The 22,698-nt window shown below is 46.8% G+C and carries 18 protein-coding genes and 1 pseudogene; 6 read left to right on the top strand and 13 right to left on the bottom strand.

From position 1 onward, the window contains the following. The first annotated feature begins 131 nt into the window (after positions 1 to 131). Positions 132 to 2,750, top strand: coding sequence for a GAF domain-containing protein (locus ACFW2W_RS26615; RefSeq protein ID WP_378184963.1), 2,619 nt, complete (start codon positions 132 to 134; stop codon positions 2,748 to 2,750). Positions 2,751 to 2,973: 223 nt separating this feature from the next. Here the strand turns inward: ACFW2W_RS26615 and ACFW2W_RS26610 are convergent, their stop codons facing one another. Continuing rightward, positions 2,974 to 3,375: a PleD family two-component system response regulator gene (locus ACFW2W_RS26610; RefSeq protein ID WP_378184960.1), complete on the bottom strand. Its 402-nt coding sequence runs from the start codon at positions 3,373 to 3,375 to the stop codon at positions 2,974 to 2,976. A gap of 896 nt (positions 3,376 to 4,271) precedes the next feature. On the opposite strand from ACFW2W_RS26610, the gene ACFW2W_RS26605 reads away from it, so the two are divergent. Further along, complete coding sequence (locus ACFW2W_RS26605) at positions 4,272 to 9,407, top strand: PAS domain S-box protein (RefSeq protein ID WP_378184958.1); 5,136 nt, start codon at positions 4,272 to 4,274, stop codon at positions 9,405 to 9,407. Between the two features lie 128 nt (positions 9,408 to 9,535). On the opposite strand, the gene trpA is transcribed toward ACFW2W_RS26605, so the two are convergent. The 8 genes from trpA to pgl all read right to left on the bottom strand — a co-directional run bounded on the left by trpA (position 9,536) and on the right by pgl (position 16,639). Then, positions 9,536 to 10,333: a tryptophan synthase subunit alpha gene (trpA, locus tag ACFW2W_RS26600; RefSeq protein WP_378184956.1), complete on the bottom strand. Its 798-nt coding sequence runs from the start codon at positions 10,331 to 10,333 to the stop codon at positions 9,536 to 9,538. A 148-nt stretch (positions 10,334 to 10,481) separates the two neighbouring features. After that, positions 10,482 to 10,793 (bottom strand): DUF3007 family protein, encoded by a 312-nt coding sequence (locus tag ACFW2W_RS26595; RefSeq protein WP_378184954.1) that lies wholly within the window; start codon positions 10,791 to 10,793, stop codon positions 10,482 to 10,484. A 24-nt stretch (positions 10,794 to 10,817) separates the two neighbouring features. Beyond that, entirely contained in the window at positions 10,818 to 11,030 is a 213-nt protein-coding gene (ndhL, locus tag ACFW2W_RS26590) for an NAD(P)H-quinone oxidoreductase subunit L (protein WP_378184952.1), read from the bottom strand. 1,065 nt (positions 11,031 to 12,095) lie between these two features. Next, a complete protein-coding gene (locus ACFW2W_RS26585) occupies positions 12,096 to 13,220 on the bottom strand; it encodes an RNA-guided endonuclease InsQ/TnpB family protein (protein WP_378184950.1) in 1,125 nt (374 codons plus the stop codon). Between the two features lie 71 nt (positions 13,221 to 13,291). Next, on the bottom strand, positions 13,292 to 13,930 hold the full coding sequence (locus tag ACFW2W_RS26580; protein ID WP_378184948.1) for an IS607 family transposase: 639 nt from the start codon (positions 13,928 to 13,930) through the stop codon (positions 13,292 to 13,294). A gap of 137 nt (positions 13,931 to 14,067) precedes the next feature. After that, entirely contained in the window at positions 14,068 to 14,559 is a 492-nt protein-coding gene (locus ACFW2W_RS26575; RefSeq protein ID WP_378184945.1) for an FHA domain-containing protein, read from the bottom strand. A gap of 465 nt (positions 14,560 to 15,024) precedes the next feature. Beyond that, complete coding sequence (locus ACFW2W_RS26570; protein ID WP_378184943.1) at positions 15,025 to 15,834, bottom strand: FHA domain-containing protein; 810 nt, start codon at positions 15,832 to 15,834, stop codon at positions 15,025 to 15,027. A gap of 82 nt (positions 15,835 to 15,916) precedes the next feature. Then, a complete protein-coding gene (gene pgl, locus ACFW2W_RS26565; protein WP_378184941.1) occupies positions 15,917 to 16,639 on the bottom strand; it encodes a 6-phosphogluconolactonase in 723 nt (240 codons plus the stop codon). 209 nt (positions 16,640 to 16,848) lie between these two features. On the opposite strand from pgl, the gene ACFW2W_RS26560 reads away from it, so the two are divergent. Next, the gene (locus tag ACFW2W_RS26560) at positions 16,849 to 18,186 is read left to right on the top strand and encodes an N-acetylmuramoyl-L-alanine amidase (RefSeq protein WP_378184939.1); all 1,338 of its coding nucleotides are present in this window, start codon (positions 16,849 to 16,851) and stop codon (positions 18,184 to 18,186) included. Here ACFW2W_RS26560 and ACFW2W_RS26555 read toward each other — a convergent pair. Further along, entirely contained in the window at positions 18,152 to 18,337 is a 186-nt protein-coding gene (locus ACFW2W_RS26555) for a hypothetical protein (protein WP_378184937.1), read from the bottom strand. The genes ACFW2W_RS26560 and ACFW2W_RS26555 overlap by 35 nt on opposite strands. Positions 18,338 to 18,504: 167 nt before the next feature. On the opposite strand from ACFW2W_RS26555, the gene ACFW2W_RS26550 reads away from it, so the two are divergent. After that, on the top strand, positions 18,505 to 18,756 hold the full coding sequence (locus tag ACFW2W_RS26550; RefSeq protein WP_378184935.1) for a hypothetical protein: 252 nt from the start codon (positions 18,505 to 18,507) through the stop codon (positions 18,754 to 18,756). Here ACFW2W_RS26550 and ACFW2W_RS26545 read toward each other — a convergent pair whose 3' ends face one another. Beyond that, positions 18,757 to 19,527, bottom strand: coding sequence for a hypothetical protein (locus ACFW2W_RS26545; RefSeq protein ID WP_378184983.1), 771 nt, complete (start codon positions 19,525 to 19,527; stop codon positions 18,757 to 18,759). A 201-nt stretch (positions 19,528 to 19,728) separates the two neighbouring features. Next, positions 19,729 to 20,136, bottom strand: a complete 408-nt coding sequence (locus tag ACFW2W_RS26540) for a hypothetical protein (protein ID WP_378184933.1) — start codon at positions 20,134 to 20,136, stop codon at positions 19,729 to 19,731. Between the two features lie 86 nt (positions 20,137 to 20,222). Here ACFW2W_RS26540 and ACFW2W_RS26535 point away from each other — a divergent pair, with 86 nt between their 5' ends. Next, positions 20,223 to 20,885, top strand: coding sequence for a class I SAM-dependent methyltransferase (locus ACFW2W_RS26535; RefSeq protein ID WP_378184931.1), 663 nt, complete (start codon positions 20,223 to 20,225; stop codon positions 20,883 to 20,885). A 182-nt stretch (positions 20,886 to 21,067) separates the two neighbouring features. On the opposite strand, the gene ACFW2W_RS26530 is transcribed toward ACFW2W_RS26535, so the two are convergent. Next, positions 21,068 to 21,367, bottom strand: a complete 300-nt coding sequence (locus tag ACFW2W_RS26530) for a hypothetical protein (protein WP_378184929.1) — start codon at positions 21,365 to 21,367, stop codon at positions 21,068 to 21,070. Positions 21,368 to 21,789: 422 nt separating this feature from the next. On the opposite strand from ACFW2W_RS26530, the pseudogene ACFW2W_RS26525 reads away from it, so the two are divergent. Continuing rightward, positions 21,790 to 22,681, top strand: a pseudogene (locus ACFW2W_RS26525) (LysR family transcriptional regulator). The last annotated feature ends 17 nt before the right edge of the window (positions 22,682 to 22,698 follow it).

Below are 22,698 nucleotides of genomic sequence, written 5' to 3'. Positions count from 1 at the left end.
AAAACAAAGAGTAAACTGTTGAGTAAGTAGTATGGCATTTGCTCACCAGGCACAAAAAGTTTGGCTGTTAAATTTGTAGGATAATTCCACCGCCTCGTACCTCGCTCAAATTCAGGCATCTGTAAAAATCTATGACACCTTCATCTACCAAAATGCATGCTTGGAACGATACAGACAGGGTGATTGATGTTGTTCCCCACGATGAAAATCCAACTGGGAATCAAATCCCTCAAACCTCTACAAATATTCCTACTGCTACTGGTGGTGCATTAGCCACAAAAGAAGGAAGTTTTACGGCACTTCTTGCCCCACTTAATAAGGAAACTTTCAAAGAAGTCGTCACAGGTGTCGAAGAAAAGCTCCAGGTAGTCAATCAAACCCTATCAATGTTGACTGATAGCCAGGGGTTTGATGCCATTCTTCAAGAAATGTTGAATGCCATTACCTTGAAAACAGGAGAATTACTCGGCGCAGATCGCACAACGATATATTTACTTGATGAAGAAAAGAACCAACTCTGGTCAATTCTTGCCGAAGGTGCAGAGGGGCGACCTTTAGAGTTGCGGATTCCTGCCGATAAAGGGATTGCCGGTGAGGTCGCAACCCATAAGAAAAGTGTTAATATTCCCTTTGATTTTTATGAAGATCCCCGGTCTGCGTTCGCCAAAAAGAAAGACGAAGAAAATGGCTATCGCACCTATACTATGTTAACTTTACCCCTGTTAAACGAACAGGGGGATTTAGTCGCGGTCGTTCAATTAATTAATAAATTAATCTTACCAAATCAACCAGGAAAGCCGTTAGCAGAACGAATCGATCTCAATGGCTTTAGTTCAAAAGATGAAAAAATATTTGCAGAATTTGCTCCTTCCATTCGCTTGATTCTAGAAAGTTCCCGCTCTTTTTACATGGCAACGCAGAGACAGCGGGCTTCTGATGCATTGATGAAGGCGACACGATCCTTAAGCCAGAGCAATCTCGACTTAGAAGATACCCTGAACCGGGTGATGCATGAAGCCCAGGAGCTAATGAATGCAGATCGTAGCACCCTGTGGCTGTTAGATAGCGATCGCCATGACTTGTGGACAAGAATTCCTCTTGCCAATGGTTCCATCAGGGAACTGCGAGTGCCAGTTGGAAAAGGTTATGTCGGTAAAGTGGCTGAATCCGGTAAACCCCTGAATATCTCTTTTGACCTCTATGCCGATCCAGATTCTGAAGTTTCTAAACAAGTCGATCAGGCAAATGGCTATCGCACTTGTAGCTTATTATGCATGCCAATCTTTAACGCCGACAAAGAGTTGATTGGTGTCACCCAACTTGTAAATAAGAAAAAACAGGGAGAATTTCCTGCTTATAATCCGGAAACTTGGCCCGAACCCCCTGAATGCTGGAAGGCAAGCTTTAATCAAAGCGATGAAGCTTTCATGGAGGCATTTAATATTCAAGCCGGTGTAGCGCTGCAAAATGCCAAATTGTTTGCTACCGTCAAACAGCAAGAACAAATGCAGCGTGATATTCTCCGCAGCCTTTCTAATGGGGTTCTCTCCACTGATAAATCCGGTCATATTATTGCAGCGAATGAAAGCGCCAAGCGACTCTTAGGATTTAAAAATGAAGACCTTATAGAAGGTAAAAAAATTGACGATCTGATCCGCATCAAAGAAGGTGACTTTTCTAAATGGTTTAAAGCTGCGATAGACGCCGCTGAAGAAAAAAGCCGCCAGCAATACTATCCCGATCAAACTTTGCTATCGACAGGAGAGGAACAACATAGCGTTCACCTGTCAATAAACTCCATTGCCGATGCCAGCGACAATAACAACGTCTACGGTGCCCTGGTGGTGATGGATGACATCTCTCAGGAGAAACGGCTCAAGAGTACGATGTACCGCTACATGACTCAAGAATTGGCAGAACAGTTAATCAATAGCGGTGATGCCAAACTAGGAGGCGATAAAAAAGACGTTTCCATCTTGTTCTCAGATATTCGCAGCTACACCACCTTAACCGAAAGTATGAATGCAGAAGACGTGGTGCAGATGCTCAATGAATATTTTGAGTCGATGGTAGACGCTGTTTTTAGCCACAAAGGCACCCTCGATAAATATATTGGCGATGCCATTATGGCAGTCTTTGGTTCTCCCTTACCCTTGCTCGATCATGCCTGGATGTCGGTACAAACAGCAGTCGAAATGCGCCATCGCTTAACAGAATTCAATGCCTGTCGCCAAAACATAGGATTCCCAACGTTTAAGATTGGGATTGGCATTAATTCAGGTACGGTAATTAGCGGTAATATTGGCTCCAGTAAGCGCATGGAGTTCACCGCAATTGGTGACGAAGTGAATTTGGGATCTCGCTTAGAAGGTGCTAGCAAACAATATGGTTGCGATATTGTGATTAGCGAAAGCACTTATCAGCCTTGCAAGGATCTGATTTGGGCAAGAGAACTTGACTGTATTCGAGTCAAAGGTAAGAATACGCCGGTTAATATCTATGAACTGGTGGGGCTGCGGGAAGAAAACATTTCCGATCAAAAGAGAACGGCAATCGATCTTTACCATAAGGGACGCGAGTATTACCTAAATCGCAAGTTTACTCGTGCAATGGGTGAGTTTGGCACCATTCTGGAAGAAATTGACAAAAACGACAAAGCGGCTGCCTTGCACCTGAAACGCTGTCAGTTGTTTCTCCAAGAATCGCCTCCCGATAACTGGGATGGCGTTTTCACGCTGACGGAAAAGTAGGAATGGCTAATGGCTAATGGCTAACCCATGTTTTTGCGATTAGCTATCAGTAAAATAACCCAGGAATGATATTACTGTACCAGTCCTAAATTATTCGTGAACGCGAGATCCCCGACTTCGTAAGAGTTGTCGGGGATATGAACCACTGGCATCGTGTTGCCAACTGACGTTAACCGACAAGTATTGCTAAGCTAACAGTTCTATTTTTAGGGAAAGCTGGAAATTAAATTTCAGTTGAACAATTTGAATCAATAAAATTGCCAACAATCTGGCGCAGTTGCTCAGCCTCAAAGGGTTTTGTCAAATATTCAGTTGCACCCGCCAACCTCCCTTGTACTTTATCAAAAACTCCGTCTCGCGCTGTCAGCATGATGATGGGTAAATCGTGAAATTGCGGTAAACTCCGAACCGTGCGACAGAGTTCTAAGCCATCCACTCCTGGCATGGAAACATCCAGTAATAAAATTGAAATTTGCTGGTGGTAAATCACCGATAAGGCATCTACTGCATTATCTGCCACCAAAACTCTGTAGTCTCTCTCTAGGGCACGTTTGATCAGCGTCTGCATGACGCTACTATCATCCACTGCTAGGATAGCCGGTATCTCACTTAAAGTTGAAGGCATCTTCTTTACCCAGTTTTTAGTCTACGAAAACCTAACACTCGTTGAATTGGGTTCAAAGCCTATTAAAAAGCCCAATCCAAATTATTCTAACGTCAGCCCCAGTAGGTAAGAGAGCATCGCTTTCCTTTGTAGAATACATCTATCCCGCCCAGCTATTCTTAATTTAAAGCTTTTCTACTTTTGTTGAGTGTTTCAGTGCTGCTTATTAATAAATGTTTGTTTAATATTTGTCTATCTCAAAATACTTTACAAAAATTGAATTTTATTAAAACAAAGATTCTACTATACGCACTATAGCTTGATGATTATTACGCAGTAAATAGAAGAATTACGGGAATGTATTTAAATAATTGTAACAAAAGACGGAACTGAAGTTGCATCTGTTTTCTGAAGATAAAATTATCTGGAAGAAGCGGGTGGGGTGTGTGTTAAATCAAAAAATAATCAGTCTGTGATAGAAATATATCCTGAACGGGAATCCTAAATACAGAAGGTTCTGTCAAGTCGCTCTAGAAGCGCTTCGTTGACAGGCTGCAACCAGAAGCGCGATCGCGTTTATTGTTGCAGATCCCAAAAAGCTAGCCTTCCCTAAAGACGGCTGGTGGCTTGGCAATTGCGGTGAAGAGGGTATCGCCTACCTAAACTTTGCTCTTTTGTTTCTTTTAGTTTGTGACTCACATCAACCAACCTAACCTGAGCGATGCAGTATAAAAGATTAAGTTCACGTTCCTAAGTAAGGGAACATCTACATCGTATAGCTATTAAGAAAGCTTTTAATGGAAACGAAGACGAGGTAAGTCTCAAAGAGTGCCTTCATCATCCGGTTCTAATAAGAGTAAACATTTATACAACTATCTCAGAAAAAGTGCAGCAGTCGCAGAAGAGGGCGCTTAAAAATGAACGCAAGAATACCTGGAAACGGAGCAATCCCGCTTGATGCTCTGGGATGGTGTCCGCTACTAGACTCTATCCCGGATCGCATCAGCGTTGCGGCTCCTCCGGAGCTAGCATATTTTCAAATAGCTGTAGCTGCATTCGACGATCTAACACGTTTGGCAGCGTATATTTGTCAGACGAAGATGGCTCTGCTCAGCTTCATGGATGGCAAACAACATTGGCTCCAGTCAAAATTGGGCATTTCCAGCCCAGACACTGACGCCTATGTTGCTTTCTGCACTTATGCCATCCTACAACCAGAAATCTGCGATCGCGAGTTGATGTTCGTTCGGGATACGCTGTCAGATAAACGGTTTGCTAGCCATGCTTTAGTGAAATCCGACCCAAAAATCCGATTTTATGCGGGTGTGCCCTTAGTCACGTCTGAGGGCGTGATGGTAGGCGTGCTATCTGCGTTTGATGATGTGCCGCGAGATTTCAGCCGGGAACAGCAGGAAGCGCTGGGGACATTAGGAAGGCAAGCGATCGCTCAACTACAACTGCGAAAAAACTTAACCAATCCCGAACACATTATCACCAATCAACAGCAAACTGAAGCGGCACTTCGGGAGAAAGAAACACGATTTCAGTTGGGACTAGCAGCTTCTCACACCAGCATTGTGGACTTTAATCTTTTGAGTCAAGTAGCTGATACGACAGGCTCTGATAATTTAGAGGGGCTATTGGGGCTAGTTCCGGGCACCTTTGACGGAACTCAGGAATGCTTCCTGAATTGCGTTCATCCTGAAGATCGGGAACTTGTCGCCGGGGCTTTCGCTGCTTCTATCCAGGATCAAACAGACCACAAGATTGAATTCCGCATTGTCTGTCCTAATGGCAGTATCCGCTGGATAGCGGGAAAAGGCAAAGTTCTTTACAGCGAAACGGCAACAGCGGTTCGCACGCTCGGTACAGTAATGGATATCACCAAACATCAACAAACTGAAGACGCCTTGCGTCAAGCCGCAGCAGAAAATCTGAAACTGGCACAAGCTGTAAAGTCAGTTTCAGATGGAGTTGTCATCGTCGATCCCAACCACCCAGATTGCCCGATTGTCTACGCAAACCCGGCTTTTACTCGAATCACTGGGTATCAGCCAGATGAAGTGATTGGTCGCAACTGCCGGTTTTTGCAAGGTGTCGATACCGATCCAGAAGCGATCGCCAAAATTAGGAATGCGATCGCCCAAATGAAAGAAATTAAAGTTACGCTGCTAAACTATCGCAAAGATAATCAACCTTTTTGGAACCAATTAAAAATTTCGCCCGTGTTCTCAGATAAGGGCGATTTACTTTACTTAGTTGGCATTCAGACAGACATTACTCTTGCTAAACGAGCTGAGACAGCGCTCCTGAACAGCAAAACTCGTCTCCAGTTGCTCAACAGCATCTCAACTAAAACCCGATCTGGTTTGTCGGTCGAGCAAATAATTGAACGCACGCTCAAACAAATTAGCGAATATTTCCCTAATCTGCGAGTGGCTTATTCAACGGTTAATCACCAAGGTATCTTGACGGTGATTTCCTCCATTGAGCCACCAGGAATGCCGAAACTTTCAGGATTAGTGGCTGATTTAGCTGTTGCATCTGAATATCTTAATGCCTTACAGATGGGCGACTCATTCATCTGTAACGATGTCACCCAAGACTTCCGGTTAGCACCTCTGGCTGATGTGATGTTGGCTGCTCAAACCCTGTCTATGCTTGACATACCGTTGCAGCATTCCGACCAGTTAGTAGGCTTGCTGTGCTTTGACTCGCCGCAACCTTACAAATGGAGCGAGTATGAAATCGCCACATTGGCTGATATTGCCGGATACCTGACGATTAGCATTAAAGACGCTCATGCACAACAAGAGCGCCAGCGAGCTGAGTCGGCACTCTCTGAATCCTTAAAAGAAGTGGCAGACATCAAGTTTGCCCTCGATCAATCTTCAATTGTGGCGGTTACAGACCAAACTGGAAAGATTAACTATGTAAACGATAAGTTCTGCGAAATTTCTCAATATTCTAGACAAGAACTGCTCGGACAAAATCACCGCATCATCAATTCCGGGCATCACCCCAAGGAATTTTTTCAGCAGATGTGGGCAACCATCAGTAGTGGCAGCGTCTGGCATGGCGAAATCAGAAATCGAGCCAAAGATGGAACTTATTACTGGGTGGATACCACAATTGTGCCCGTCTTAAATTCCGACGGAAAACCTGTTGAATATGTAGCAATTCGTCAAGACATCACTGAGCGCAAATGGGCAGAAGAATTACAACGACAGAGCGAACAGCGCTTTCGCGCCTTGGCTGAAGTGATTCCGCAGCAGGTATGGACGGCACAGCCAGATGGCGCACTCGATTATGTAAACCAGCGCGTTCTGGAATATTTCAGACGCACGTTCGAGGAAATGGTGGGCTGGGGATGGCAAAATGTGCTGCATCCGGAGGATGTGCCAGATTGTATTGCCCGCTGGAGTCATTCTCTGTCTACGGGAGAGCCTTACGAAGTTGAATTTCGCCTGCTGAGTGTGGCTGACGGAAACTATCGCTGGCACCTGGGACGGGCGGTACCCGTGCGTGATAACGAAGGTGGGATCGTTAGTTGGTTTGGGACGAACACGGATATCGACGAGCGCAAGCGGCAGGAAGAGGAGCGCATCCAACTTTTGGCGAGAGAACAGGCGGCACGCGAAGCGGCTGTCAACAGCGAGAACCGCACTCGGAACATTTTGGAAAGTATTACTGATGCCTTCTTTACTTTAGATACCGAATGGCGATTCACTTATCTGAACTCGCGGGCAGAGCAACTTTTATTTAGAAGCAAAGACGAGTTAATTAATCAGTGTATTTGGGATGAGTTCCCAGAAACAGTCAATTCTAATTTTTATCAGGAGTATCACCGGGCAGTTGCCAATCAAGTAACCGTTCACTTTGAGGTGTTGTATGAGCCTCTGGAGAGATGGTTTGAAGTGCGAGGCTATCCTTATCAAGATGGTCTATCGGTTTATTTCCGGGATGTTACAGGTCGTAAACAGTCAGAGGCAGCACTGATGGAGCGATCGCGCCTCTCCACCCTAGAAGCAGAAGTCGGTATCGCCTTGGGCGCGGCTGGCTCTTTATCGGAAAGCCTCAATCGCTGTACGGAAGCAATGGTGCAGCATCTTGATGCAACTTTTGCTTGTATCTGGACATTTAACCAAAAACTCAATCGCTTGGAATTGCAAGCAACCGCAAGGGTTAATTCTCAGAGCGAATTGTATTGGCAAGATTTGTTGGCTCAGCGTCACCAGGTTCTAGACGGTTCCCTAGTCGGCTTCGTGGCTCAAACTCGTCAACCCTACCTGACTCAGGATAGTAATTATCGGTGTGGGGGCGGGTTGGAAGCCCGCCTGTACGATGATTATGTAGCTGAAAGCTGTTTGCGAATCCCCGAAAGCTATTTGGCAAGCTATCCCCTGATTGTCGAAGACCGACTGGTGGGCGTCATGGCTGTATGCGGCAGCCAACGCTTTAGCGAAGCCGTTCATCAAGCGTTGGGGTGGGTCGTCAACGCTTTAGCGATCGCCATCGATCGGTCTTGGGCGAAAGAAGCCCTCTCGGCACGTCGAGAAGCCTTGCTGTTCCGCTTGGCGAGCCAGATTCGAGATTCCCTCGACCTGGATACCATCCTGGGAACCGCCGTGAATGAGATTCGCTGTTTGTTGAAAGTTGACCGATGTCAATATTTGTGGTGCTGGGCGCAGTCCAATCAGGCAAGTCTGACCGTAACTCACGAAGCGACAACAGACGCCAGTAGACCGAGTTTGCTCTCCGAGTGTCCCCCAGAAGAACTCGATCCCCTGAGCGAGAAAATCCGCCAACTCCAGACTTTGCGGGTTGACGATCTGACAAGCGATCGCAGCTTAAATGCCGAGAATGGAGAGATGCAAAGTCTCGTGCCTCTACTAAGCAATTTGGGCGTTCGTTCGGTGCTGCTGCTACCTTTGAAAACCCACGCCGGTCATCTAGGCGCGATTGTCTGTAGTCATAGCAGTGGATCTCGTCCCTGGCTTGACAGCGAAATTGAGCTACTGCAAGGCGTCGTGGATCAGCTAGCGATCGCCATTGACCAAGCAGAACTCTACGCCCAAAGTCGTGCCGCCGCCCGTGCCGCTCAAACCCAGACGCAACAACTAGAGCAAGCATTGCACAATCTCAAACAAGCCCAATCTCAGCTGATTCAGACCGAAAAAATGTCCAGCTTAGGTCAAATGGTCGCCGGTATCGCCCACGAAATCAACAACCCAGTCAATTTCATCACCGGCAACCTCAGCCACACCAGCGACTACATTCAAGACCTACTCGATCTCGTACACCTCTATCAACAGCACTACACCCATGCCGTTCCCGCAATTCAAGCGCAGGAGGAAGAGATTGATTTAGACTTCATCATCGATGACTTGCCCAAAATGCTATCTTCCATGCAAATGGGCGCTGACCGCATCCGTCAGATTGTCTTGTCATTGCGGAACTTCTCTCGTCTGGATGAAGCCGAAATGAAGCCGGTGGATATCCACGAGGGCATCGACAATAGTTTGCTAATTCTCCATAGCCGTTTGAAACCGAATGGCGCTTACGGCGGGATTCAAATCTTGAAGGAGTACGGCGATCTTCCCTTAGTCGATTGCTACGCCGGTCAGCTTAATCAAGTGTTCATGAACATTCTCAGCAATGCCATTGATGCCCTCGATAGCCTTCCCGAACCGAGGAAAATTACCATCGGCACCGAAATCCGTAATTGTCAAAAGGTAACGGGTAATGGGCAAGAGACTCGAAGCCCTAACACGCCGAAGATGCCTATTACCAATGACCCATTCCCCATGACCAAGAACCAAGTCGTTGTGATTCGGATTCGAGACAATGGCCCAGGAATGTCAGAGAGCGTTATCAAGCGTCTGTTTGACCCCTTCTTCACCACCAAGCCAGTCGGCAAGGGAACTGGTTTGGGGCTATCCATTAGCTACCAAATTGTGGTAGAGAAACATGGCGGAATGCTCAAGTGCGTGTCAGAACCAGGGCAGGGAGCAGAGTTTTCGATTGAAATTCCTTTGATTCCCTACGTTTAATTCCCTGAGTTTAATCGCATGGATGCATCTGCCGCCAGAAGCGATCGCGAAGCGCCGACGAGAGTCGGTTCGCGCAGGAATCGGTGGCGTTACTATTGCTCAAGATGTTACGGAGATCGCGCCAATAGTTAGGTCGTAATCGCCGTTTTCAAACTTCGGCAAAACTCGGCGATCGCATCCAGCCCCTGTTCTGGTGTTCCTTCTGCCAAACGTTTCACAAAAGCACTACCTACGATTGCGGCATCTGCCCCCCAGTCTTTCACCTGACGGGCTTGTTCTGGCTCGGAGATGCCAAACCCAACGCCGATGGGCTTATTCGTAATGCTCCGCATCTGCTTAAGGATATCTTGCACCCGCGAGTCCAGTCCAGATCGAATTCCCGTCACTCCAGTCACACTCACCAAGTAAATGAATCCCTGAGACTGACGCGCGATCGCTTCTATTCGCTCTGGGGAACTGGTGGGCGCTACCAATAAAATTACATCAATTCCCAGGCTGGCAGCAGTTTGCAGCAGCCCGGAAGACTCCTCCAACGGCAAATCTGGCACCACCAATCCCCGCACCCCAGCATCAGCAATCTGCTTGAAGAACGGTTCAACGCCCCGGTTTAGAATCGGGTTGTAGTAGGTAAATAGAACGATAGGCGATCGCACCTCTTGGCTAACGCCGGATACCATCTCCAGCACCTGTTCCAAGCGGGTTCCCCGTTGCAAAGCTCTAGTAGCAGCAGCTTGAATCGTTGGCCCATCTGCCAACGGATCTGAATAGGGAACGCCCAGCTCAATCATGTCAGCACCAGCGGCATCAAGGACTTTTAACGCCTTAGCCGTGGTCTCCAGATCCGGATCTCCCGCTGTGATAAAGGGAATTAAGGCACATTCAGAGCGATCGCGCAGAGACTCAAAGCACTCAGAAATTGAAGTCATTTGTCAAAAGTCAGTGGTCAGTGATCAGTGGCACTTCGGGCGTTAGCAATTCCAGGATCAGCGGTCAGGGGCAAACAAGAAACTACAAACTCCTATACGGGCACAGCATTACCGTACCCCTACACAACTGACCGCTGACAACTATCTGCTATTTTTGTAATTTGTTTTCCCGTTCGATTTCAGCTTGTAGCCCAGCCAGTTCTTCTGGCGTCATTTCTTCCAGTCGCTTTTGTAAAACGGCTTCTTCATAGTCTTTCAGCTGCTGGTTATAGGTCATCCGTTTCGTTCCCACTCGGAACAGGTAAGTCAGCAGCCAGCCAACCAACCCACCCACCAGGAAAACTTGACTCCAAATACCAGCTTCCAGGCTATCTAGCCCCGCTACCCGCAACAGCAAATACGCAATTCCACCGGCGGCAAAGACGCCGATGCCAATTCCAATGATGTCAATTCGTCGCATTTAGCGCTTACCCAACGACAAACCTTAACTCTGAACTTGCCGCCGCTGGGGTCGAAAATTCAAAAATGGACTGAGAAGCAACAAACCTGGGAAGAAAAAGAAAACCAGGAAATACATGAAACTGCGTTCAAAGGAGCTAGCAACATACCACCGCTTTTGCAGGTAGGCATACAGGGCGAAGGGAATCACCACCAGGTAAGCTCCACTCAAAACTAGATACAATATCGCAACCATCATAATTTTTTCTGGCGGTAGAAGAACGAGCGTGAATACCGGCGTCCCGGTGCGGACATCAACCCAAAAAGTCTCTCAAAAGAGAACTCTCCGTTTAGACACCCGACCAACTGTCCATATTTTACCGTTTGCTGGAATCAGCCGCTTAATTGGTGAGACTAAAGCAATAGTTGCACAAAGTCCCCATTTAATGTTGCAATAGACAATGAAGTTAGTTTTGTAGAAGATACGTAACGACACTTCTCCCGATCCGGGGGCATGGCGGAATGGCAGACGCTACGGACTTAGAAAACTGGGCCTTGATGGAGAAATCTGTCAAGTGACGGCTCTCAAATTCAGGGAAACCTAAATCTGGCAACAGACATGGCAATCCTGAGCCAAGCCAAAGTCAGTGCTTGAGGATTGAGAACTGAGTGAATTTAAAACTCAAAACTCAAACTTCAAAACTCTTCGGAAGGTGCAGAGACTCGACGGGAGCTACCCTAACGTCAAGCCGAGGGTAAAGAGAGAGTCCAATTCTCAAAGTCGTAAAAGGCAGTAGCGAAAGCTGCGAGAGAATGAAAATCCGTTGACCGTAAAAGGTCGTGAGGGTTCAAGTCCCTCTGCCCCCATCTCAATTTAAGCCACAATGCTATCTCCAGCTCGGCAATCCGTTGCTGTCTGAGAGATAGGCATTGTACTGGCATTTTCGGTTATTGCTCTTCTCAATACCGTTGATAACGTCAGGACTCGCCGCACATCACCACATAGTAAGGGCAACCACAGGGGGATTGAACCGACAAGAACGCTATATGTATAAGCTTTGCGTAAGCCCTGAACGTTTCTTAGTTAGGTGGAATCTATCGCGGCTCTAACGTTTTGACCATATCCACTGGGTACGGGCTTTTTGATTGCCATGCCCCTACAGATATACCGCACACAACCGCTCTGATAAACCTACCCAAAACTACCTAAATCTAGACTTAGCTGGACAAAAGTAGTTTTGGTGTTATCTTCCTGTTTCATCGTGGTCTTAGAATGACTTCTAAGAGGTTTGGCCACTCCGCAGGCTATCTCGGTAGAGCTTACCTATCTATCCCGTTCAGGGATAAAAATATCCTCAAACCATCGGTCAATATTCTTTGCAGCGTTTAAATCACGGTCTTCTGTATGTTGACAATCAGGACAAATATAAACGCGGTTTTTTAATGGCATCTTGTGGCGGTGGTTCCCACAGTTAGAGCATATCTGAGAGCTAGGAAACATTCTGTCTACCAAGATTAATTTACTAGAAAACTTCTCAGTTTTATACTCTAACTGTCTACGGAACTCATACATTCCACAATCAGCTATTGCACCAGCTAATTTATGATTTTTCAGAAAAGCTTTAATATGCAAGTCTTCTATCCGTATCTCGCTGTGGTTTTTGGCGAGGTAATGAGTCAGTTTATGAATAGAATCTTTTCTGATGTTTGATACTTTGGCGTGAAGCTTGGCTAGTTTTCTAACTGCCTTGACACGGTTCTTAGAACCTTTGACCTTTTTGCTGACACGACGTTGAGAACGCTTTAAACGTTTACTCATACGTCGGTAAGCTTTAGGATTATTGAACACTTTACCATTGGAACAAACAGCTAACTCCTTGATTCCGATATCAACGCCGACAGTAGGTCGCTCAGAGGCAACGGTTGTTAGCTCTATCTCATATTTAATAGCGATAAACCATCGGTCAGCTTGGCGACTAATAACGCAATTATGAACTGCTGTAACTGGTAATGGCTCCGATAATCGCACCCAACCGATAGAAGGGAGCTTAACACGTTTGCCATCATTTTGAATCTTAGGTACAGCCTTGGTTCCTTGTTCCAAATAGAAAGAATCGCGTTGACCTTTCTTTTTAAAACGAGGTTGTAGGGACATTTTTTTAAAGCATCTATCCCATGCTTGCCGGACATCTGCTAGCGCTTTCTGAGGGACATTTTTATTAGTTTCGTAGTACCATTCATGAACAGTCTTGACCTCCGCGACTAGTTTATTATGAAGGTCGATAGCCGATGGCACTTTGACTGTTTTATCGGTTTCGCGAACTTTCAAAACGTCCATAATTACAGCGTTTGCCCAGTTGTAGGCATGACGCGCTACACCAGAAGCTTTCTTGAATGCTGTAACTTGTTTGTTATTGGGAATTAGCGCTGTCTTGAAAGAAAGGAGCATTGTTTACGACCTTGACAATGTTTGGCTGACTTCTCTAATATATACCTATATCTACCCAAATGTTAACGTATTTATTGAGAATCTTGTACAGCTTTAGCTACATTATCAAGAAGTTTTTTATTTTTGCGACTACGAAAACCATAAAGACGTGCCGAGAACACGGTAATGAGTTCTATCATGTCCGTGACTAGTTCTTGCTCAAATGTCAACTCTTCATCTGATTTGTTAACTATTACAACTTCAGTTTCAAACTCTTCGCACATAGCGAATACTAACTCTGAACCAAATCTAAGCAATCGGTCTTTATGAGTTAAGACAAGCCTGCCAATATCACCTTTCATGATTCGCTTAAGCAGTTTTTGCAAGCCTTTTTGGTTGTAATTTAGCCCTGAGCCTAAATCAGAGATAGTTTCGTACTGCCAGCCATTAGCGCTACTAAAAGCTTCTAAAATTTGTACTTGACGCACTAAATCTGCCTTTTGGTCGTGACTAGATACACGAGCGTAATTGATAGTTATCCGGCTATCTAACTGCTTTAAGTCGCGTGGCGTAATTCGTTTTATGTCTGCTAAATAAAATCTTCTATGTCCGCTTGGACTGCGTTCGTAACGAAGCTTCCCAGAATCTGCCCACCTACGAACAGTTTTAATTGATACGCCCAATTCTTTAGAGGCATCACCTATACTTATAGTCACGTCCTGATTGTCCATTTTTAAGAGTTCCTCAATAGATTCACCCTATTATGTGGTCAATCAGGAGTTTTTGTCTAGATATGGGCAGAAATTAAGTTACAGTTTCAAACCCTTGAATTGCGATGGTAAAGACTCGCTACAGAATCTTGGCAACCCTAGGGTAATTTATTAGATTTACCAAGATTTTCCGAAGCAGCTACCAGCTTCACATTGGGTTGATTTTTGTCATCGGCTTCAAGCGAACGGGCATCTATGAAAGTCTCTTTATCTTTAGATTTCTCTTCTGACTTTCGAGCGACCGATTGCTTACCCGCAACCGTATTTAGCCTTGCCTTAGTTTCTGCCGAGCCAATCCGAATTTGAATTTGGGGACCGGAGCTGGCGAGGCGAATAATCATCCCATCGACCACTGGCACTTGGGCGATGCGTTTTCCATCAAGATAGGTGCCATTGGCACCTATACTAACAACTTCCCAATCGGAACCACTGCGCCGGATCTCGACGTGGTGGCGAGAAACAACAGCACTGTAAAGAATGACATTATTATCGGTTGACCGGCCAATCCGAATTACTACTGATTCGGGTTCAAAAGTCCAATTCTGAACTGGTATAGATTGGATAGGATGCAGCAGGGTCAGGGTAATCACCGATGTTACATATTCTAAAGATTTCCGCCTCTAGGCTTGGGACTCGTAACACTGTCAACAGAAGTGACTTCCTCCATTCAATGAATTGAGATGAATCCCCCAATGAATGGAGTCAGACCGCGAACTTTGGGTAGAACGTGGGCAGATGGAATTCTAAACTCTTTTGACCTCGTTCCACCTGGGGATCGCGTTTTTAGTTCCAAGGCACCCACGGGTGTTACAAATCGCATCGTATCATGAGGGGGTTAAGTCGGTGTATCCCCCGAATTGATTCGACGGGATTACCAATTTCTCATCCTTACAGGTTTATTTAATGGAATTTACATAAACCTGAGTCCGATGCCGAATTGTTTCCCTCAAGCCTATCACTTAAAAAAACAGTCTGCAATTGCCATGACCCCTCACCCCAAGAGGCGACACAGCATGATTTTCAGGCTTTGCGATCGCATCGAACAGCCTCTGGGATTAAGAGAGTTGGAACAAGAATGTCATCTTGTCGCCTTTGCCTAAGCCAATGCGATCGCCTGTTCTTAAACGGTGCCGATTGCCGCTAGGCAGGGGGTTATGGTTAATGTAGGTGCCATTAGCACTCCCAACGTCTTCTATGTAGAAGGCGTCTCCCTCCACGCGGATATCCGCATGAATCCGAGAAACAATCTCCGAATTGGGGAACCCTGAAACATCGATATCAGGTGGAATCTGGTCATTTGGCTTGCCGATGTGAATCACCGACAGTTGTGCTGGCAATTCAATCATCGTATCCGTTTGGATGTGCAGAAGACGAGCATTCTGCTGCTGTAGCTGCGTTTTTGAGCTAGCAGAGGAAGTTGCTGCGATCGCAGGTGGAGCGCTGCTAGCAGAAGTCGCCGCTGGGGGTGGACTGACGCTTGCTTGTTCCTCTGCTTGTTCCTCCTCCTGTGCGGGTGGCTGACTGACTACTGTAGCCGGAACGGGTGCCACCGGAGCGGGTACGTCCGGGCTAGAACTGGGCATTGATGGTTGAGGGCTAGCCACTAAAGGATCGGGTGCCACTAAAGGATCGGGTGCCATTAAGTCAGGGACGCTGGGGAGCGGGTCTAATCCTGTCGATGCTCCTACCTCACCTGGACTGCTCGGTCGCAGGTTAGAACCACACTGACCGCAGAAGGTGGCGTCGGTTTGAACGGGTGCGCCACAGTTGGGACAAGCGGTGGTGGCGGGTAAGGGGGTGTAGCAAGCCTCGCACTGGGCTGCTCCATCAGGATTTTGGTGATTGCAATTCGGGCAGACAATCATAAAACCTCCTTGCAGGCTGTATCCCTCCTAGAGATGGGAGTGGAAGGTGAAAATTCAAATATAGTCTGAATAGCGAGGCTTCTTAACTTTTTAGTTCAAGACCCGCAGCCTCATCCAACAGCCACCAAAGTTCTCCTTGGGGCTGGATTAACCGACTGGGATAGCTTTGGTCGTCAGATGTCGTGGCAAAAACCTGAGCTAGGGCTGGTCGTTTACTCGCACCGGCAACCACAAATATGACACAGCGAGCCTGGTTAATCAGGGGTGCCGTGAAGGTGATCCGGGGTTGCCCATCTTTGTTGCCAACAGTAATCAGACGATCTCGTACATTTAATGCTTCTGTGTGGGGAAATAGAGAAGCCGTGTGTCCGTCGTCTCCCATCCCCAACAAAATTAGATCGATGGCTGGAAATTCACCGGGTTGAACTTGAAAAAACTCCTTAATGTGTTGTTCGTGCCGATCCGCTGCGACGGCTGGATCGGCTTCATCGGTGGGCATGGGGTGGATGTTGGCGGCTGGGATATTTACTTTATCCAGCCATGCACTCCGCGCCATCCTTTGGTTACTATCGGGATGGTCTGGCGGCACGTAGCGTTCATCGCCCCAAAATATGTGAATTTTATCCCAAGGCAGATTTTGGGTAGCGATCGCTTCATACAGCGGCTTGGGGGTGCTGCCACCGGACAAGGCGATAGTACAGAGCGATCGCTGTTCGATGCAAGAGTGAATTTGATCGAGGCACACTTGGAGCGATCGCTCAATCAGCGCCGTTTTATCTGGTAAGACTTCAACGATTTTGTTCATCTATGGGGATGAATTGATGATTTCCAGCTCTACCCTACCGAAAATCTTACAGTTTCTTCTTCTTAGTACCCATTAATATATGTGTCTGGAACAATTTACTCTTCCGTTCTCAAAGAAGAAGCGTCAAGTTGGACTAGCCGTAGCACCCGGAAATCCTTATCGTGGTTGATTAATATAGATTACTTTTAGCGCTGGGGGAATTTTTCAAGATGGGACGAATTTTTATTTCAGCAGGTCATGGTGCTGGAGATCCAGGCGGAAAGGCAGGTGGCACCACAGAGGCTCAAGAGATGATTCTGCTGCGCGACCAGATTGTACCAGAACTGCGATCGCGGGGTTTTGAAGTTCTTTCTGTCCCAGACGACCAGACTTCAGCGCAGTCGATTTCCTGGATCAACGCCCGCACTCGTAGCGGCGACGTAGCGCTAGAAATCCATGCCGATGCCTATTCTAACCCAGCGACTCGTGGCGCTACGGTCTTCTACATTGCCAACAACGAGGAACGCAAGCAGAATGCCGAACTGCTACTTTTGGCGCTCTTACGCCGCGTTCCCCAGCTGCCCAGCCGGGGAGTCAAGCCAGACACCGCCACCGGCGTCGGACGTTTGAGCTTCTGCCGCGACACTTTCATTCCCTCCCTGCTGATGGAAGTTGGCTATCTCACTAACCCGGATGACCGATTCTTAATTCAGAATCGCCGCCGCGACATCGCATTAGGAATTGCAGACGGATTGGCATCTTGGAGCCGAGGCGGTGGTCCTAGCCCCGATCCTGGCACTTCCCCCACCTATCCTCCCATCAATATCAACATTAACAACCAGGTCTACGGGGAGAAGGGCGTTCTCATCAATAGCAACGCCTACATTCCCATCGACCTAGTGGACAGGCTCTCGATTGACTTGACAAATAACACCTCAGTCCGCCGCGTGCCCTACCAAGGTGTTGTCTATGTCAAAGCCATCGAACTGCGAAGCTTTAATATCTCCGTTGCTTGGGACAACGCCACCCGCACCGTGTCTTTGCGCTCCATTTTACCCATCTGCCCCGGTCAACTAGACCGGATTATGGGATATGGCAATACCTCTGAGGTACAGCTGATTATGTTCCTCAAAGCCAATAATGAGAATGCTCTTGCCCAGTTTCCCGACTTACCCAAACTTTACCGGGAAGAAGCCACAATCGAGGGCGTCAACTATGACATTGCCTTCTGTCAAATGTGTGTTGAAACCGGCTTTTTGCGCTTCGGGGGCGATATTAAGCCCAGTCAAAATAATTTTGCCGCTTTGGGATCGATCGGCGGTGCTTCTGAGAGCGCGACCTTCCCCAGCGCCAGAATTGGCGTCCGCGCCCATATCCAACACTTGAAAGCTTACGCGAGTTTGGAGCCTTTGGTGCAGGAACTGGTTGATCCGCGCTTTCGCTTTGTGACGCGGGGCGTCGCGCCGCTGATTTCTCAGTTGAGTGGACGGTGGGCGGCAGATCCGCAGTACGGCACCAAGATTGAGGCAACTCTCAGAAGGCTGTATGAGTCAGCGGGATTATTGTAAGGAGTGAGGGAAGAGGACTGAGGGAAGAGGACTGAGGACTGAGGGAAGAGGGATGAGGGAAGAGGAGTGAGGGAAGAGGAGTGAGGGAAGAGGAGTGAGGACTGAGGACTGAGGGAAGAGGAGTGAGGACTGAGGAGGGGAGAGGCAACAACAGATGTGTAGGCTGGGTTTCGTGAACTCAACCCAGCACTGGTGCAGTTTGTTGGGTTTCGCTATCGCTCTACCATTCCCTACGCTTTTTCAAGGGTTTCAGGAGTTTTGGATAGTCTTTCAGCGCTCTGAGGAGGGGAGAGGCAACAGATGTGTAGGCTGGGTTTCGTGAACTCAACCCAGCACTGGTGCAGTTTGTTGGGTTTCGCTATCGCTCTACCATTCCCTACGCTTTTTCAAGGGTTTCAGGAGTTTTGGATAGTCTTTCAGCGCTCCTACTCTCTTAGAGTTTCACTTTTCACTTTCTTCTACTTAGTCCTCAGTCCTCAGTCCTCAGTCCTCAGTCCTTACTCCTCAGTCCTCAGTCCTTACTCCTCAGTCCTCAGTCCTTACTCCTCAGTCCTCAGTCCTCAGTCCTGATTAAGCGGTTTTGAAAAAGCGGATAATTTCGCGGACGTGGTCGAGAAATTGTCCGTCTGCTGTAAGTTGAGCGATCGCATTTTTCGCTTCTCTGGATAAGCGCTCGTGATCGCCTTGGTTTGTGGCTCGCAGTTCTTCGATTGTGGCATTCAGGCGGGCTAATTCTTTGCGAGTCTCATCGAATGAGCGCTGTTGAGTGGCGACAAAAGAGTATGCTTCTTCAGGATTCATTTGCGCTTCTAATTGCCTGACGGCAGACTCTAAATTATCAAAGCGATTGCGGAGTTCCCAAATATCTTGGCGGGGATACTGGAATTCTTGGCGAATCATCGACAAGCGGGCGGCTAAATATTCGTAGGTTCGCACGGCGGGACGCAAAGCCGTTAATAGTAAAGCGGCACCGGAACTGACGTATCCAACGGCACTGATGCCCGTTGCGGCTAGAGTATAAAGACCGGCAGCAGAGAGAAAATGGAGGGCGATCGCTACCCAAAATGACCGATTTGCGATAACTTTGGCATACTTAACTTGCTTCTCGTCAATCGCAATTCCTTTTTCTGTTGACAGTGCTGCTTCTGCGATGACTTCTTTAGCGTCAAAATGGATATTCCACGGAACTGTCACAATCACCAGCAGCCACCAAAAACTCGCCGCACCAATTACCCAATCGATAAAGTTACCCGCTGGCACATTTACCCCTTGCAATACGCCAAAAGCCACCAGCACCAAAACCACCAGTCCCACGCTGAAACCAATAAAGTTGAAATACATCTCAGTCATCTCTGCTGTCGAGGAATTGCCTCAATCCTGGCTGGTGATAGCTGTGGCAATAGAGCGATTTGTGCTAGTTTGGCAACTTTCACATGAGGCTTGATTTTTAAACCGCAAAGACGCAAAGAACGCAAAGGAAAGAAAGAAAACGATGGGACAGGATAATAGAAATTTATTAAATATTAATGGCTCAAAATTGGTTTATTGAATCAACCAAGTGCGCCAAGTCGGTTCAGTGTTTGTGCTAGTAGATCGAGGAATCGCCAGACGCCAAGTTTTGCCTTCGATTTGGCGTTGCAAGTAGACATCAAAGTGGTTTTGTTGTTGAGTTATCTGATGGCTGGGACGTTGCAGGGTAAAGTTGTAGGTGCCTTGGATGTGGTAGGCGGGTAACTTTTGAATCAATAAAGGTTCCTCGTGAGTAACTCGTATTTGAGCGATTTCAAAGCTGGAGGGTTGCTGGAATAACTGCTGACTCAGCTGCTTTTGGGTTTGACTGACTTGAAGCGCGATCGCTTTCTGCACCAGTTGACCACTTGGTGCTGCTACACCAACGCCGCAAGCTGTCAGCAGTCCCAGCAAAATCACTATCAAAATAATTCGCAGCATAGCGTTTAACTTCTCCTCTATTTCCTACGGATCGCAGCCGGAACGATAGGATAGGCTGTGTGCGTTCTTCGAGTTCTAAATCCATCATGTCAAAAAAGACCCTTGGCTTAGATGACCAGCTTTACGATTACCTACTTTCTTCATCGTTGCGAGAACCAGAGATTCTGCGCCGTCTGCGGGAAGAAACTGCAAATCATCCCTACGCAATGATGCAGATTTCCCCAGAACAAGGGCAATTTATGGCGCTGTTGGTTCAGCTAATGGGGGCAAAGAAAACGCTGGAAGTGGGTGTCTTTACTGGCTACAGTTCTTTGTGCGTGGCTTTGGCACTTCCCCCAGATGGCAAGATTATTGCTTGCGATGTCAGTGAAGAGTTCACCTCGGTAGCGCGGCGCTATTGGCAGGAAGCTGGCGTGGCGGACAAGATCGATCTGCGATTAGCACCGGCGCTGGAAACGCTAGATCAATTGTTGGCACAAGGACAAGCAGAACCGTTTGACTTTGCCTTCATTGATGCCGATAAGGGCAATTATGACGGGTATTATGAGCGATCGCTCCAGCTACTTCGTCCCGGTGGCTTGATTGCAATTGATAATGTTTTGTGGAGTGGACGAGTTGCCGATCCTCAAGTTCAGGATAACAGCACCCAGGCAATTCGAGCTTTTAATCAAAAATTACACCATGATGAACGGGTTTCTCTGAGTCTTGTTCCCATAGCAGATGGATTGACCTTAGCGGTTAAGCGATAAGGAGATCGAAGATACTTCGCAAGAAGAATGCTGATGACAGATGAGAAACTTGCTCACTTTAGTGAGCAAGCTAATCTAGATAACTATTTCGCGTATCTACACCCATTTCAACGGTTTAAAATCAATATCCAGTTGAGCTAAAGCTAACTTTAAGCTCCCTGATTCTAATGTTTTGTCTTATTTCAAAACATTGAATTATTGTTTCTGTGGTACCTTCTTTCAATCCATTCCAGCATATCAACTTCACAACCAAAAGTTGCAGAGCTGCCGCTGAAAGGATCGTAGGCTTCCCACCAGATATTCCCAAAGCGGTCGGAACGCTTCCAAACTTTTAGTTCTGGCTCCTTAGTAAAGAATGTAACTAAATGCTGCCAAATACTATTCAGAATAGAAAATACTTTGGTTTCCTTGACAGGCTGCTCCTCTTGAATGTAAAGAGCTTCTAGCCTTTCTCTATCAAAACAATTTTCTGAAGTTTTCATAATAAATCTCTTCGGATTCAAGGTAGAATGAATTTCGGATTGTGCTGCACAAAAGTACGCTTGACAAACTTATTTGCTTAGCAAGGTTCTCGGCATTGATTCCGCCGCAACTGATGAATATTAATTTCAGAGTACAGTTGAAGATTAGAAGGTTACTTCCTCCAGTAGAATCACCTGAATGGGTGATGTGGAACTAGAGAAAAACCTGGAAAATACCGACCAAGCCAACCAAAAATTCTAGATTGCACAACCTAAATTCGCTGACAAATTAAATGTAACTTTTGGTTATTTGATAGACAAAGCAATATTTGCATAGCTTCTATGAATAAAATTCATATATAAAGATGAAATGATTTAACTGGGTTTGCGACAATGCATACACCGCTTGCATAACCGCCATGAATGAAATCAATAGAAGCCGGATGAAGCTTTCCCAGATTCGTGCTTTAGTCGCAGTGGCAGACTACGGCAACTTCAGCTTATCAGCCTTGCAGTTGGAGGTATCGCAGTCAGCAGTCAGTCATGCGATAGCGAGTCTTGAAGAAGAATTGGGAGTCGTATTACTGGCTCGCGGTCGTTATGGAGCGCGTCTCACCCCAGTCGGAGAGGGAGTTACGGCTCATGGTCGTAAATTGCTACAACTTTTAGAAGCAATGGAGAAGGAAGCCAATTTAGAAAAAGGCTTACAGGGTGGAAACGTGCGGGTTGCCTGTTTTCGGAGTGTGGCGACTCATATTCTCCCAACAGCGATCGCTCGATTTCGCAGTTGCTTCCCCAATATTACTGTGAGCATCGTTGATGGTGATGACTACTCGCGTGTAGGAGATGCTTTGCGTGCAGGTTATGCCGATATTGGCTTTATCTATTTACCTGCAGGCACATGAATTTGAAACTTGGGAAATTTTGCGGGATGATTATGTTCTCCTACTCCCGCCAAAAACTAATTTAAGAAGTGCCAAAATTACCTGGAAGCAGTTAGCCACTTATCCTTTAATTATTAGTTCTGGCATTCCCTGCAATGAGTGGATTCGCAAATATTTGTCAATTGCAGAATACCCGCTCAACATTGCTTATGAAATTAAAGAAGACTCCACCATCGTCAGCATGGTTTCCCAAGGTTTAGGGGCGGCAATTCTCCCTCGTCTGGCTGCCGAACCTGTACCCGCTGGGGTGCGCGTGTGCAGCTTGCCAGCACCTCTAGAGCGGGTAATTGGGGTAGCGCTTCTAGCAAATGCCCTTCATACTCCAGCCGTCTATGCATTTCTAGATGCTATCCGGAATACAGGACGCTTTGCGGCTAAAGCAGCGGTTTGATTTAAGTTAAGGGGAGA

Origin of the sequence: Coleofasciculus sp. H7-2 (genome assembly GCF_042747725.1) — a bacterium.
Lineage (GTDB): Bacteria > Cyanobacteriota > Cyanobacteriia > Cyanobacteriales > FACHB-T130 > FACHB-T130.
The sequence above is the reverse complement of the archived record's forward strand: the minus strand, read 5'-3'. Positions and strand labels throughout refer to the sequence as shown.